Below are 13,911 nucleotides of genomic sequence, written 5' to 3'. Positions count from 1 at the left end.
ATAGAATACAATCCATGAGGAGGAAATGAAGATGAAGTCAGATATTGAAATTGCACAGGAAGCAGAACTGGTACATATTAAGGAAGTGGCTGAGAAGCTCGGAATAAACGAGGATGAGCTGGAATTTTACGGAAAATACAAAGCAAAGATTTCCGATGAATTATGGGAGTCTGTAAAAGACAGGGAAGATGGCAAACTGGTTCTTGTAACAGCTATTAACCCGACACCTGCCGGCGAAGGAAAGACCACAACAAGTATCGGACTTGGTGAGGCGATGGCTTTACTTGGTAAAAAAGCGGTACTTGCACTTCGTGAGCCGTCTTTAGGACCGTGCTTTGGAATCAAAGGTGGAGCTGCAGGTGGTGGATATGCGCAGGTAGTTCCGATGGAAGATTTAAATCTGCATTTTACCGGAGATTTCCATGCAATCACATCCGCAAATAACCTGTTGGCCGCATTATTGGATAATCATATCCAGCAGGGCAACCAGCTTGGAATTGACCCACGTCAGGTAGTATGGAAACGTTGTATGGATATGAATGACCGTGCACTTAGAAATATTGTAATCGGTCTTGGAAGCAAGATGGATGGTATGGTACGTGAAGACCATTTCATCATTACAGTGGCATCTGAAATTATGGCTGTTTTATGTCTGGCGGACAATATGGAAGATTTGAAACGCCGTCTGGGCAGAATCATAGTTGCCTATTCCTTTGACGGAAATCCGATTACGGCAGATGATTTACATGCAACCGGTTCTATGGCAGCACTCCTAAAAGATGCCATCAAACCAAATCTGATTCAGACATTAGAGCACAATCCGGCCATTGTTCATGGTGGACCATTTGCAAATATTGCTCATGGATGCAACAGTGTCCGCGCTACAAAGACAGCTTTAAAATTAGGTGATATTGCAATTACAGAGGCCGGTTTTGGTGCTGACCTTGGTGCTGAGAAATTCTTTGATATCAAGTGCCGTAAGGCTGGACTTAAACCGGACGCAGTGGTACTGGTAGCAACCATCCGTGCATTAAAATATAACGGTGGGGTTCCAAAGGCAGACCTTGCAAAAGAAGATTTGGAAAGCTTAAAGAAGGGAATTGTAAACTTAGAGAAACATATCGAGAACCTTCAAAAATTTGGTGTACCGGTAGTAGTTACCTTAAACTCCTTTGTAACCGATACCAAAGAAGAAATTGCATTTGTAGAGAACTTCTGTAAGGAAAGAAACTGTGAATTCGCATTATCTGAAGTATGGGAAAAAGGTGGCGAAGGCGGAATCGAACTTGCAAAGAAAGTACTGGATACTTTAGAGCATAAAGAGGCACATTTCAAACCTCTGTATGAGGATGAGATGTCTCTTATGGATAAGATTAAGACGATTGCAACTGAGATTTATGGAGCAGATGATGTAACTTACAGTAAGGCTGCATTAAAAGAATTAAAACATATTGAAGAAATGGGAATGGGCAATTTCCCTGTATGTATGGCAAAGACCCAGTATTCTCTTTCTGATGATGCATCAAAGCTTGGCAGACCGACTGGCTTTACCGTAAATGTCCGTGAAGTATATGTATCTGCCGGAGCAGGCTTTGTAGTAGCTATTACCGGCTCTATTATGACCATGCCTGGACTTCCGAAAGTACCGGCTGCAAATAATATTGATGTAACTAATGACGGCGTAATTACAGGATTATTTTAGGAGGTATCATGGCATTATTAATTGATGGAAAAAGAATTTCTGCTGAAATAAAGGATGAATTAAAAGAAGAAGTAGCACAGTTAAAGGAACAGGGAATCACAGGAGCACTTGCTGTAATCCAGGTGGGAAATGACCCTGCATCCAGTGTATATGTCAGAAACAAAAAGCGTGCCTGCGAATATATTGGGATAGATTCTCTTTCTTATGAGCTTCCGGAAGAGACTTCCCAGGATGAATTACTGGCTTTAATCGATAAATTGAATAAAGAAGAACATGTAAAAGGCATTTTGGTACAGCTTCCATTGCCAGAGGGCATTGATGAGGATGCGGTAATCCGTGCCATTTCTCCGAAGAAGGATGTAGATGGTTTCCATCCGGAAAATGTCGGCGCATTGATGATTGGACAGAAAGGATATATTTCCTGCACACCTGCCGGAATCATCCAGCTTCTGAAACGTTCTGACATTGATATTGAGGGAAAACACTGTGTTATCGTTGGAAGAAGCAATATTGTAGGAAAACCGATGGCAATCTTAATGCTGCGTGAGAATGCAACTGTTACGGTAACGCATTCAAAAACCCGTGATTTAAAGGAAATCTGTAAAGAGGCAGATATTCTGATTGTTGCAATTGGAAAAAAAGAATTTATTGATGCATCCTATGTAAAAGATGGGGCAGTTGTCATTGATGTTGGAATTCATCGCGATGAGAACAATAAACTTTCCGGTGATGTAAAATTTGATGAAGTAGAGCAGCTTTGTAGTGCGATTACACCGGTTCCGGGTGGAGTCGGACCAATGACCATTGCAATGTTAATGAACAATTGTGTGGAAGCTATGAGACATGAATAGGAGAAGGCTATGAAGTGTGCAAATTGTGGAGCAGAAATAAAATTAGGCTGTGTGTACTGTTCTGTATGTGGAAAAGAAGCACAGATTGTTCCGGATTATAATGTGGAAGAGGATATTTTAAAAGAATTATTAGAAGAAGACGATAAAACGAATAAGAATGCCTCTTCCAACGGAAAGAAGAAAAAATCATTGAAAAACAGCCAGAAGAAAAAGAAAGAGGCAGAACAGAAAAAGAAACAGAAAAGACTTCTGATTACAGTATCAGTTCTGATTGCTATTGCAATCATTGGTGTTATCATTGTTCTTCTGGTGCAGAACAGCCATAAGAAATCTTTTGATTATCAGTATCAGAAGGGAATCAGTTACACGGAAGAGAAGAATTATACCAAGGCATTGACCTATTTTGAACAGGCTGAGAAATTGCAGCCGGATAATGTGGATGTATTACTCCGGATGGCTGATTTGTACCGTCTCCGAAAAGATGAAACATCAGAAGAAGCGTATTTGTTACAGATACTTACCCTTGATAAGAACAATGAAGAAGCGTATCAGATGCTGATTGCCTTATATGATAAGCAAAAGGAATATGATAAACTACAGGATTTATATGAACAATCAGACTCTGATAAAATAAAAGCGCTGTTTGATAATTATGAAGTAAAGGCTCCGGAGTTTTCGGAAGAAGCCGGGGAATACAATGATACGATTGAAATTGAACTGATGGCAGACTCAGACTGTACCATTTATTATACGTTAAATGGTGATTCTCCGATTGAAAAGGGAATGGAATATACAGAACCGATTTCTTTAGAGGATGAGAAAGAATATACCATCAAAGCAGTAGCAAAGGACGCAAGAGGCTTTTATAGTGAGATTGCAGAAGCAGATTATGAAATTACTTTTGAAGCTCCGGATTCTGCTAATGTAACACCTGCGGCCGGAACATATTATGATGCGCAGAGCATCAGTATACAGGTTCCCGCTGGTTCCACTGCTTACTATACCTGGGATGGCTCAACACCAACACAGGATTCTGATGTATACAGTGAACCACTTGAAATGCCACAGGGCAATAATGTGTTGTCTATTCTTGTGGTAGATGACCATGGACTGGCAAGCCCAGTGATAAGATATAATTACATTTATCTGCCGGAATAAGCTATGGCAGATGAACAAAGGCAGATAAGAATGTTTCTTATCTGCCTTCGTTCCGGGGATTTTAAAAATTAGTCTTCTTTTACAAATTCAATGACACCCTTGTCAAGTCTGGATACTCTTGCTAAAGAATAAACATCGATGCCCTGTTCCTCCAATTTTTCACGACCAGGCTGGAATGCTTTTTCGATTAAGACACTGACACCTGCGATGGTGGCATGTGCTTTACGGATTAGGCGGATAGCACCGGTAGCAGCTTCGCCGTTGGCAAGGAAATCATCCACGATAAGAATGTGGTCATTTTCGCTGATGTATTTTGCGGAAATGGTTAATTCATAGCTGGTTCCTTTGGTATAAGAAGTTACAACAGTCTGATATAAATCATGATTTAAAATTTTAGAAGGCTGTTTCTTTAAAATAACAAGTGGAACGCCTAATGCTTCTGCAGCCATAAGAGCCGGAGCAATACCGGAGCTTTCGATGGTAGCAATACGTGTGATACCTTTTCCTTTATAATGTTCTGCAATATCTTTGCCCATTTTCTTCATTAATTCAGGATCCACCTGATGATTAATAAAGCTGTCAACCTTTAAAATGTTTTCACTTTCTGCGATTCCTTCTGCAAGAATTTTGTCTTCTAATAATTTCATTTTGTTACTCCTTTGATTGTATTATATTTAAGCAGAAATCTGCTGTTTATTCATTGGTGTCTGAATAGTAAGCGGCATAAATCTTTTCTAAGATATGTTCTTCATAATCCTCCGGCAGACCGGCAAATTTAGCATGAAGAAGTGCGGCAATTTTGTCGGAACGGATAAAGTAACGCTGCTCCATGGAAGGCTCGCTGTCAGCACCACTGACATGGTCGATTTCTTCCGCAGTATAGTTTGAAGAGAACCATTCCATAATTTCGCTGGTGCGTCTGCTTTCCATATCTGCATCCGCAGACATCTGGTTGATTTTACGGAAATGTGTAATTCCGATTCCAAGAAAAATAACAAACAGAACAGACATTACAACAATCATAATAACACGCATATAATCAGCCATTGGTAATTTGATGATGTCCAGAGCAAAAAGAATGACAAAAATCAGACCGGCAATTCCAACTCCAAGGAATGTATAAGCGGTAGAACGATTATCTTCCAGCTGGGCATCTTTCTCCTTGTATACCATGTTATGTACCTGACCTTTCGTTATAATAATACTATTATAAGTGATTTTATCCGACGATACAATAACCTTGTCTGTATTTCTGAAATAAGGTATACTGCAAGTATGAAGATAACAATATTATGCGTAGGAAAAATCAAAGAAAAATATTTCAGGGATGCCATTGCCGAGTACGAAAAAAGACTGGGCAGATACTGTAAGCTTGAAATTGTGGAAGTGGCAGATGAGAAAACACCGGATGGAGCATCCGAGGCAGAGGAACAGCAGATTCGTCATAAAGAGGGGGAACGTCTTTTAAAATATTTAGAGGGAAAGAACTGCTACGTCATTGCCCTTGCAATCAACGGAAAAATGCTGGATTCTGTTGCTTTATCGGAAAAAGTCAGTGACTTGATGGTAAAGGGCAACAGCCATATCGTTCTTGTGATCGGAGGCTCCCTTGGAATTGCGGATGAAGTATTAAAACGTGCAGATGAAAAAATAAGCTTTTCGAAGATGACATTTCCGCACCAGCTGATGCGTGTTATTTTATTGGAGCAGTTATACCGGAGCTATCGGATTATCAATCATGAACCGTATCACAAATAAGCAACCGTATCATAAATAGAAGAAACGGATAAAAGGAGGAGATTTTATGAGGATGTACGACCTCATTTTAAAGAAAAAGGAAGGAGCTGCTTTAAGCAAAGAAGAAATCCAGTGGATGATAAATGCATTTACAACCGGTGAAATTCCGGATTATCAGATGTCAGCCATGCTGATGGCAATCTGTTTTCAGGGAATGAATCACGATGAGACACTGGCATTAACACTTGCTATGCGGGATAGCGGAGATGTGCTTGATTTATCCGGTATTAAAGGCGTAAAGGTGGATAAACACAGCACCGGTGGTGTAGGAGATAAGACCTCTCTGATTCTGACACCAATTATTGCTGCACTTGGTGTTCCGGTAGCAAAAATGTCCGGAAGAGGATTGGGTCATACCGGCGGAACCATTGATAAGTTAGAATGCTTTGAAGGATTCAGCACATCCATATCAGAAGGAGCCTTTTTAAAGCAGGTATCAGAGGTTGGCGTTGCAATTGCGGGACAGACTGCTAATCTTGCACCAGCAGATAAGAAGCTGTATGCACTCCGGGATGTCACTGCTACGGTAGCGGAGAAATCCTTAATTGCCAGCAGCATTATGAGTAAGAAATTAGCCAGCGGATCGGATGCTATTGTCCTTGACGTAAAGACCGGAAACGGTGCATTCATGCAGACTGTGGAAAAGGCAGAGGAACTTGCCCGGATTATGGTGGCCATCGGAAATGGTGCTGGAAAGAAAACTTATGCGGTTATTACAGATATGTCACAGCCCCTTGGCAATACAGTAGGCAATATTGTGGAAGTGCAGGAAGCCATTGAAGCATTGAATGGAAAAGGGCCAAAGGATCTGATGGATGTTGTCTATGCATTAGGGTATCTTATGTTAAAGGCTGCCGGTGTAGCAGAAGATGAAAACGAAGCAAGAACAATGATGGAGAAAGTCATTGCAAGCGGAAAAGCACTGGATAAATTTGCAGACTTTGTAGAAGCACAGGGTGGCAGAAAGGAACAGGTTTATCATCCGCAGTTATTGGCAAAAGCAGCAATTACAGAAACCATCATCGCACCGGAAGATGGATATGTAGAAGCTTTAAATGCTATGGCAATTGGAACTGCCTGCATGAGCCTTGGCGGCGGCAGAGAGACAAAGGAGAGTCAGATTGATTTAACTGTCGGTATCCGCCTTAAGAAAAAAATAGGAGACAGCGTAAAAAAAGGAGAATGTCTGGCCGAATTATATGGTAATGATGCAGCAAAATGCAACGATGCAAAGGAACTGGTTCAAAATGCATTTCTTTTCAGTAAAGAGCCACTGGATGCACCGGAAACAGTTTTAAAATATATTACCGCATAGAAAAGAAAAAAACTCATATAGTTATATATGAGGAAAAACAATAAGAAAGAGTTAAAAAAAGATTTTAAAAATCATATGGTGGAATCCTTAGAACTGCCGAAAGACTTAGTCTACCGGGCAGCAATTGTAACCGTTATGGGTAACAGGGAACTGCTGTTGGAAAATTATAAGGGAATCTTAGAATACGAGAAAGAATATATCAGGATTCAGGCGAAAAGCTGCCGGATTCTTGTTCGTGGGAAGAATCTCAACATTTCCTATTATACGAATGAAGAGATGAAAATAACAGGAATCATCCAAAGTATTGAGTATGAATAGAGGTTTTCTATGACAACACTTTCCCTGTTTAAATATATAGGCGGTTACCTTGAGGTAGTCTTAAGTGGTTATGCCCCGGAACGATTTTTAAATCTGTGTGGCAATCACAATATTTTAATCTGGAATCTTCGAAAAGAGGAAGATGTTTATCACTTTTTTATCAGCATTCGTGCATTTTGGAGTATCCGTCCGTTCATAAGCAAGACCGGATGCAGGATTCGGATTCTGCGCAAAATAGGATTTCCGTTCTGGATGAACCGTTACCGGAAACGAAAATGCTTCCTGATGGGAGTAATTCTCGCAGCTGGTCTGGTGTGGTTTTTATCACGATTTCTCTGGAATGTGGAGGTAGATGGTAATTCATCTGTTACGACAGAAACCGTTTTAACATTTCTTGATGAGGAGGATTGTGGTTACGGAGACCGGATTCGTACAATTGACTGCGAACAGTTAGAACGGGATCTGCGGGCACAGTTTCCGGAAATCATCTGGGCATCGGTACAGATTTACGGAACGAAAATGACGGTATTAATCAAGGAAAATCTGGTACAGCAGGAAGCAATGGAAGAATTGCCGTATGAAGCTTCAGACCTGATAGCAGAAGAGGATGCGACAGTGGAATCAATTATTACAAGAAATGGAACCCCACTAGTAAAGAACGGCGATGCAGTAAAGGCAGGAGATATATTAGTAAGTGGCAGGATTGATTTGACTAATGACAGCGGGGAACGGTATGCCTATGAATATTGCAATGCGGATGCGGATATATATCTGCTGACGGAATATTCCTACCATGATAAATTTTCCCTTGTCCATGAAGAAAAAAGAATGACCGGTGCAAAAAAGAAACGGTATGCTATTGATTTCTTTGGAAAAGTAATAACACTTCCGGCATTAAGCGGTGAATTTGAATGTGCAGACAAAACCACGGATTATAAGCAGCTTTGCCTTCATGGGGACTTTTATCTGCCACTCGGAATCTATTCTAGTACTTTAAAAGAGTATCGGACAGAACAGGCAATTTATACGAAAGAGCAGGCAGAAGCGGTTGCTACAGAAAATTTTAATATTTATTTGTCACATTTAGCAGAAAAAAATATTCAAATTTTAGAAAAAAATGTTATTATAGATATGGACGATAAAAACTGTATCATGGAAGGAATCATCAAAGTGCGCACAAAAGCTGCTTTAAGGCACGAAACGGAACAGCTTACAGCACCTGATACAGAAGACACAGAGGAAGGGCTAGTATTAAATGAGCTTGAATGAAACAAGAATTGATATACCGGCAGAGCATGTTTCCAATATTTTCGGACAATTTGACCATAATATAAAATTGATTGAACGGACCTTAAATGTTACGGTAGTGCCCCGCAATGAAGGAATCAAAGTCATTGGAGATACCGCAAATGTAGAGGGTGCATGCAAGGTGTTTGCAGAACTTTTACAACTGGCAGAGAGAGGAAACATGATTGATGAGCAGAAGGTTGCATATACACTTTCTCTTTTGGGAGAACATAAAGAAGGCTCGTTGGTAGAAATCGATAAGGACTGCATCTGCCATACGATAAACGGCAAACCGGTGAAACCAAAGACTTTAGGGCAGAAGGCTTATGTGGATGCCATCCGTAAGCAGATGATTGTATTTGGAATCGGGCCTGCCGGAACCGGAAAGACTTATCTTGCCATGGCCATGGCAATTACCGCATTTAAGAATGAAGAAGTAAATCGTATTATTTTAACCCGTCCTGCAATTGAAGCCGGTGAGAAATTAGGATTTCTTCCGGGAGATTTACAGAGCAAGGTAGATCCGTATCTTCGCCCGCTGTATGATGCACTGTATCAGATTATGGGAGCAGAAAGCTTTCAGCGGAATATGGAAAAGGGGCTTATTGAGGTCGCACCATTGGCTTATATGAGAGGCCGTACCTTAGATAATGCATTTATTATCTTGGATGAGGCACAGAATACTACACCGGCACAGATGAAGATGTTTTTAACACGTATTGGATTTGGCTCCAAGGTTGTGGTGACCGGAGATGCTACCCAGAAGGATCTGGCTCCGGGAACGAAGTCGGGACTGGATGTGGCATTACGTGTACTTCGAAATGTAGATGAGATATCCGTCTGCAAATTGACCAGCGCTGACGTAGTAAGACATCCTTTGGTACAGAAGATTGTAAAAGCCTATGACGATTATGAATCAAAAGCAAATAAAAGAACGAAAAGAGTAACGAAAAATGAAGGAAGATAGATTTTCACCCAAAAGAATGATTCGTATGCTGGGAATCCTTATTTCCGTTGCGATTTATTCTGTTTTTCTGGCAATAATCTGCAAGTTTACCATAGACCGTGTACTGGTACTTGTTTTTATAAATGCTTTATATCTGCCATTGCTGATTGCAGTGATTGAAATGGAACGTATCAGAGGGCATCTGAACCGGAATGAAAAAAGTGATTTTCATCAGCTGTTTCTTTGCTTTCTTGCAGCAGCAGCCTGTTATGTGGGTTTCTTTTTTATGCCGGCATATATGGCACCGGTCATGATTCCGGTCATGATTCTTTCCTGTGGCGGAAATGAGCTGATTGGTATTTTAGGTGGAATTTATTTTAATACACTGCTTTGCATGTGTTCCAGCGGCAGTTTTTATGAATATGCGGCATATACTATGCTGACGGTACTTTCCGGAATTCTGCTTATGGTAATCAGCCAGAAAAAATATAAAATTTATGGATGCATCATGACTGTTGCATTGTCGTTTGCTGTTCCGAGTATCTTCTATTACATCAGCAGCTTTGAAATCAATTATCATCAGTACTTATCCGCAGGATGCAGCATGATACTGACTGCAGTTTTTTCGTACTTTTTTGCGGACAGGCTGTATTATTATACGAAGCATGAAAAAGAACGTACTTTAGCTGAAATTATTGCAGAAAATTTTCCACTGGTACAGGAGATTAAAAACTATTCGGAAATTGATTATGCACATGCCCGTAAAGTTTCGAGTGTGGCAGAAGAATGTGCAAAGGAGCTTGGGGCAGATGATAAAACGGTAGCTGCGGCAGGATTTTACTACCGGATTGGCAAGCTGGAGGGAGAACCGTTTGTAGAAAATGGAGTTCGTCTTGCTGAGATTAACTGTTTCCCGAAAAACGTGGTTAAGATTCTAAGCGAATACAATGGTGAATTAAATGCTATTAGTTCTATAGAGTCCGCAATCGTACATATTGTGGACAGTATTGTTACCAAATTTGAACTTTTGGACAAGGAAACCGTGAAGAACAGCTGGAATCATGATATTATTATTTATCAGACATTAAACGAAAAATCGGCTGCCGGATTATATGATGAAGCGAATCTTGGCATGAACCAGTTTATTAAAATCAGAGAGTTTTTAACGAAAGGAGCGGATTTGTTTTGAGCCTTGCGATAGAAAAAGAAGCGGAGGTTACCTTCGATTTTGATTATGAAACACTTGCAAAAGATGTAATATCGTTTACAATGGAACATGAGCATTTTCCTTTTGAAGCAGAAATCAGTCTTACACTGACAGATAACGAAGGTATCTGGAAGGTTAATAAAGAGTTCCGGGAGATAGACCGCCCGACGGACGTTTTATCCTTTCCAATGTTAGAATATGATGTACCGGGAGATTTTTCCCAGATAGAGAATCAGACGGAGGATTGCTTTAATCCGGATACAGGGGAAATTCTGCTGGGGGATATTATTATTTCTGTGGACAAGGTCAGGGAACAGGCAGAGGAATATGGCCACAGTATGCAAAGAGAATTTGCATTTCTGATTGTACATAGTATGCTGCATCTGTTTGGTTACGACCACATGGAAGAGCAGGAAGCTGCATTGATGGAAGGAAAGCAGCGCGAGATTTTAGAATGCTTAAATATTTTAAGATAAAAATGGAGGAACATCATGAAAAAGAGATTAAGTATTGTTTTATGCATGACACTGATGGCAACCAGTCTTTTAGCTGGATGTAAGAAAAAAGAGGAAGCTCCGGAACCGACAGAAACCGTTTCTGAAGCAGAACCTGAAACCGAAACCAAAACCAAAACTGGCAAAGATGGTATGGCAAGAAGTTACCTGACCGGTGAATGGATTGATAAAGATTTAGCAAAGAAGAAACCGGTTGCAATCATGATTGGAAATACCAATGATGCATTGCCACAGTATGGACTGTCACAGGCAGACGTACTTTACGAAGCTCCTGCTGAAGGCGGAATTACCCGTCTGATGCCAATTTTCCAGGATTATTCCGGATTAGACAAGATTGGTTCGGTAAGAAGCTGCCGTCACTACTATGCATATTATGCAATGGAATTTGATGCAATTTATATTCATTACGGACAGGCAATTTACGCAACTGAGCTGTTAGAGAGTGGCAAAGTTGAGGACTTAAACGGTTTAGAGGGTGCCATTGATTCTGCTACTTTCTATCGTGACAAGTCAAGAAAGGCTCCACACAATGCATTTGTAAGCACAGATGGTATTGATGCCGGAATTGAATTAAAAGGTTATGATACCGAGCTGCCTTCCGATTATGAAGGACATTATCAGTTTAATGAAGATGATGAAAAAGAAATTGAACTTACAGACGGAGCAGATGCAGCAGTGGTTCAGCCGGGATATTATGTAAACAATCCTTGGTTTGTATATAACAGTGAAGATGGTTTATACTATCGTTTCCAGTATAAAAAAGAGCATATGGATGAAAATACAGGCACACAGCTTGCTTTTAAGAACATTCTGCTTCAGTACTGCGATTATACCAAGTTAGATGATGCACACGGTTATCTGGATGTTGAGAGCACCGGTGAAGGAACCGGAAAATATATTACTAACGGTAAAGTAATAGATGTGACATGGAAGAAAGCAAGCGAAAACGAGCCAACCAGATACTATGACGCTTCCGGAAATGAAATCACATTAAATCAGGGTAAGACCATGGTATGTGTATTGTTAAATGATATGGAGAAGAAATTAAATATCTATGCAACAGAAGATGAGTTTACACCACCTTCCGCAAAATAATTATTTCGAAAATTACTTGAGGTAAATTTATGAGTTCAGGAAAAAAGAGTGACTCCAACTTTTTAGTACAGGGTTCCATTCTTGCAATTGCCTCTATAGTCAGCAGGATAATCGGTCTGCTCTATCGTATCCCGATGACCAATATCATTGGAGATACCGGTAACAGTTATTACAGTGCAGCCTTTGAAATTTATAATATCCTGCTGATTATTTCTGCATACAGCCTGCCATTGGCGGTATCCAAGCTGGTATCTGCCCGTGTCTCGAAGGGGCAAAGAAAAAATGCATATCGAATTGTAAAAGGTGCCCTGCTTTTAGCAACCGGTACCGGACTTACTGCAAGTTTGATTCTTTTCTTTGGTGCGTCATTCTTCACAAACATGCTGAATACGCCCCTTAGTATTTTTGCATTGAAGGTTCTGGCACCGACGATACTGGTAGTTGCTGTATTAGGAGTCTTACGTGGATTTTTCCAGGGACTTGGTACCATGATGCCGAGTGCCATTTCACAGATTATCGAACAGATTGTCAATGCGATTGTCAGTATTGCAGCTGCCTATATCCTCTATGGATATGGGGCAAGAATCGGAGCAGTGCTTGGAAATAAGGAAAAGTATGGTTCTGCTTACGGTGCTGCAGGCGGAACACTGGGTACCAATATGGGAGCGGTGTTTGCACTTTTATTCCTTGGAATGTTGTTTCTGGCATACAAACGTATTTTTAAACGACAGATGCGCCGGGATACCAGCAGCAAAACAGAATCCTATCAGAATGTCTTTCGTGTACTGATTATGACCATTGTTCCGGTACTTTTAAGTACCACAATTTATAATATCAGTGCAATTTTAGATCAGGGTATCTATAAGAACGTAGCGGAACTACAGGGCTATAAGCCGGATGATATTGATGTCTGGTGGGGAATCTTTTCCGGAAAATATAAGACCATTATCAATATTCCGATTTCCATTGCTGCTGCGATGGCGGCTTCTTGTGTACCAAATCTTACCGGTGCGTATGCAAGAAAAGACAGAGAGTCCGTACGAAGCCAGATTAATATTGCAATCCGCTTTATTATGGTAATTGCATTCCCTTGTACCATTGGAATTGCAGTGCTGTCAGGACCGATATTAAAGCTGCTGCATCTTTATGGCAGCACCGGAACTACTGCAGCAACCATGCTTACAACGGGAGCTATTGCAATTTTGTTCTATTCTCTTTCCACATTATCTAATGGATTGTTACAGGGAATTAACCGGATGAGAGAGCCTGTTAAAAATGCGGCTATCGCATTGGGACTGCATCTGATTGCACTATTAGTGATGATGTTTGGTTTACATCTTGGTATTTATGCAGTGGTATATTCGAATGCTTTATTTGCATTCTTTATGTGCCTCTTTAACGCAATGTCTTTACGGAAATACAGTGGTTATCGCCAGGAAGTTGTGAAAACTTTCTTAATCCCGGTGGCAGCTTCTGCCATTATGGGTGTCGTAGTCTTTGGCGTTTACAAAGGTATTTTTGCTGTTATTAAGGTAAATGCCATTGCAGCTATACTTGCGATTGTAATGGGAGCTGTTGTATATGGTGCAATTCTTTTATTATTAAAAGGCTTAAGTGAGGAAGAATTAAAGAAATTCCCGAAGGGATACCTTTTCGTCCGTATTGCCAAGAAATTACATTTATTATAAAATGCAATAAAAGGGCAAAACATAGAATTCTT

Annotated in this window: 14 protein-coding genes; 12 read left to right on the top strand and 2 right to left on the bottom strand. The window is 40.4% G+C overall.

Annotated elements, in window-relative coordinates; translation table 11 throughout:
* Positions 1–31: 31 nt before the first annotated feature.
* From DWX96_RS10855 to DWX96_RS10845, 3 genes are read left to right on the top strand one after another with little or no spacing between them, the layout of a single operon-like run.
* A complete protein-coding gene (locus DWX96_RS10855) occupies positions 32–1,702 on the top strand; it encodes a formate--tetrahydrofolate ligase (RefSeq protein ID WP_118057442.1) in 1,671 nt (556 codons plus the stop codon).
* 8 nt (positions 1,703–1,710) lie between these two features.
* Positions 1,711–2,553: a bifunctional methylenetetrahydrofolate dehydrogenase/methenyltetrahydrofolate cyclohydrolase FolD gene (gene folD, locus DWX96_RS10850; RefSeq protein WP_118057443.1), complete on the top strand. Its 843-nt coding sequence runs from the start codon at positions 1,711–1,713 to the stop codon at positions 2,551–2,553.
* A gap of 9 nt (positions 2,554–2,562) precedes the next feature.
* A complete protein-coding gene (locus DWX96_RS10845) occupies positions 2,563–3,711 on the top strand; it encodes a chitobiase/beta-hexosaminidase C-terminal domain-containing protein (protein WP_118057444.1) in 1,149 nt (382 codons plus the stop codon).
* Between the two features lie 68 nt (positions 3,712–3,779).
* Here the strand turns inward: DWX96_RS10845 and DWX96_RS10840 are convergent, their stop codons facing one another.
* Both DWX96_RS10840 and DWX96_RS10835 read right to left on the bottom strand, forming a co-directional pair.
* Positions 3,780–4,358, bottom strand: coding sequence for a xanthine phosphoribosyltransferase (locus DWX96_RS10840; RefSeq protein WP_117698389.1), 579 nt, complete (start codon positions 4,356–4,358; stop codon positions 3,780–3,782).
* Between the two features lie 46 nt (positions 4,359–4,404).
* Positions 4,405–4,884, bottom strand: a complete 480-nt coding sequence (locus DWX96_RS10835; protein WP_118057445.1) for a hypothetical protein — start codon at positions 4,882–4,884, stop codon at positions 4,405–4,407.
* A gap of 102 nt (positions 4,885–4,986) precedes the next feature.
* On the opposite strand from DWX96_RS10835, the gene rlmH reads away from it, so the two are divergent.
* From rlmH to DWX96_RS10790, 9 genes are read left to right on the top strand one after another with little or no spacing between them, the layout of a single operon-like run.
* The gene (rlmH, locus tag DWX96_RS10830; protein ID WP_117841040.1) at positions 4,987–5,469 is read left to right on the top strand and encodes a 23S rRNA (pseudouridine(1915)-N(3))-methyltransferase RlmH; all 483 of its coding nucleotides are present in this window, start codon (positions 4,987–4,989) and stop codon (positions 5,467–5,469) included.
* Between the two features lie 46 nt (positions 5,470–5,515).
* Positions 5,516–6,823, top strand: a complete 1,308-nt coding sequence (locus DWX96_RS10825) for a pyrimidine-nucleoside phosphorylase (protein ID WP_197420805.1) — start codon at positions 5,516–5,518, stop codon at positions 6,821–6,823.
* Positions 6,824–6,850: 27 nt separating this feature from the next.
* The gene (locus tag DWX96_RS10820) at positions 6,851–7,141 is read left to right on the top strand and encodes a YabP/YqfC family sporulation protein (RefSeq protein WP_227700104.1); all 291 of its coding nucleotides are present in this window, start codon (positions 6,851–6,853) and stop codon (positions 7,139–7,141) included.
* A gap of 9 nt (positions 7,142–7,150) precedes the next feature.
* Complete coding sequence (locus tag DWX96_RS10815; RefSeq protein ID WP_118057446.1) at positions 7,151–8,410, top strand: sporulation protein YqfD; 1,260 nt, start codon at positions 7,151–7,153, stop codon at positions 8,408–8,410.
* The gene (locus DWX96_RS10810; RefSeq protein WP_022243793.1) at positions 8,397–9,395 is read left to right on the top strand and encodes a PhoH family protein; all 999 of its coding nucleotides are present in this window, start codon (positions 8,397–8,399) and stop codon (positions 9,393–9,395) included. The genes DWX96_RS10815 and DWX96_RS10810 overlap by 14 nt, the downstream gene beginning before the upstream one ends.
* Positions 9,382–10,563 carry a hypothetical protein gene (locus tag DWX96_RS10805; protein WP_022243794.1) on the top strand — a complete coding sequence of 394 codons (1,182 nt, stop codon included), beginning with the start codon at positions 9,382–9,384 and terminating at the stop codon, positions 10,561–10,563. Before DWX96_RS10810 ends, DWX96_RS10805 begins: the two co-directional genes overlap by 14 nt.
* Complete coding sequence (gene ybeY / locus DWX96_RS10800) at positions 10,560–11,057, top strand: rRNA maturation RNase YbeY (protein ID WP_117946943.1); 498 nt, start codon at positions 10,560–10,562, stop codon at positions 11,055–11,057. The genes DWX96_RS10805 and ybeY overlap by 4 nt, the downstream gene beginning before the upstream one ends.
* Positions 11,058–11,072: 15 nt before the next feature.
* Positions 11,073–12,191, top strand: a complete 1,119-nt coding sequence (locus DWX96_RS10795) for a DUF3048 domain-containing protein (protein ID WP_118057447.1) — start codon at positions 11,073–11,075, stop codon at positions 12,189–12,191.
* Between the two features lie 29 nt (positions 12,192–12,220).
* Positions 12,221–13,879, top strand: a complete 1,659-nt coding sequence (locus DWX96_RS10790; protein ID WP_118083001.1) for a putative polysaccharide biosynthesis protein — start codon at positions 12,221–12,223, stop codon at positions 13,877–13,879.
* The last annotated feature ends 32 nt before the right edge of the window (positions 13,880–13,911 follow it).

Source organism: Roseburia sp. AF22-2LB, from assembly GCF_003461125.1.
Taxonomy (GTDB): domain Bacteria; phylum Bacillota; class Clostridia; order Lachnospirales; family Lachnospiraceae; genus Roseburia_C; species Roseburia_C amylophila.
Note: the sequence above shows the minus strand (reverse complement) of the source record. Positions and strands in the feature narration are given on the sequence as shown.

Coding starts and splice junctions, on each gene's coding strand:
- folD (WP_118057443.1), top strand. CDS start 1,711: ATGGCATTATTAATTGATGGAAAAAGAATTTCTGCTGAAATAAAGGAT.
- DWX96_RS10835 (WP_118057445.1), bottom strand. CDS start 4,884: ATGGTATACAAGGAGAAAGATGCCCAGCTGGAAGATAATCGTTCTACC.
- DWX96_RS10795 (WP_118057447.1), top strand. CDS start 11,073: ATGAAAAAGAGATTAAGTATTGTTTTATGCATGACACTGATGGCAACC.
- DWX96_RS10820 (WP_227700104.1), top strand. CDS start 6,851: ATGAGGAAAAACAATAAGAAAGAGTTAAAAAAAGATTTTAAAAATCAT.
- DWX96_RS10805 (WP_022243794.1), top strand. CDS start 9,382: ATGAAGGAAGATAGATTTTCACCCAAAAGAATGATTCGTATGCTGGGA.
- rlmH (WP_117841040.1), top strand. CDS start 4,987: ATGAAGATAACAATATTATGCGTAGGAAAAATCAAAGAAAAATATTTC.
- DWX96_RS10825 (WP_197420805.1), top strand. CDS start 5,516: ATGAGGATGTACGACCTCATTTTAAAGAAAAAGGAAGGAGCTGCTTTA.
- DWX96_RS10810 (WP_022243793.1), top strand. CDS start 8,397: ATGAGCTTGAATGAAACAAGAATTGATATACCGGCAGAGCATGTTTCC.
- DWX96_RS10815 (WP_118057446.1), top strand. CDS start 7,151: ATGACAACACTTTCCCTGTTTAAATATATAGGCGGTTACCTTGAGGTA.
- DWX96_RS10855 (WP_118057442.1), top strand. CDS start 32: ATGAAGTCAGATATTGAAATTGCACAGGAAGCAGAACTGGTACATATT.
- DWX96_RS10840 (WP_117698389.1), bottom strand. CDS start 4,358: ATGAAATTATTAGAAGACAAAATTCTTGCAGAAGGAATCGCAGAAAGT.
- DWX96_RS10845 (WP_118057444.1), top strand. CDS start 2,563: ATGAAGTGTGCAAATTGTGGAGCAGAAATAAAATTAGGCTGTGTGTAC.
- DWX96_RS10790 (WP_118083001.1), top strand. CDS start 12,221: ATGAGTTCAGGAAAAAAGAGTGACTCCAACTTTTTAGTACAGGGTTCC.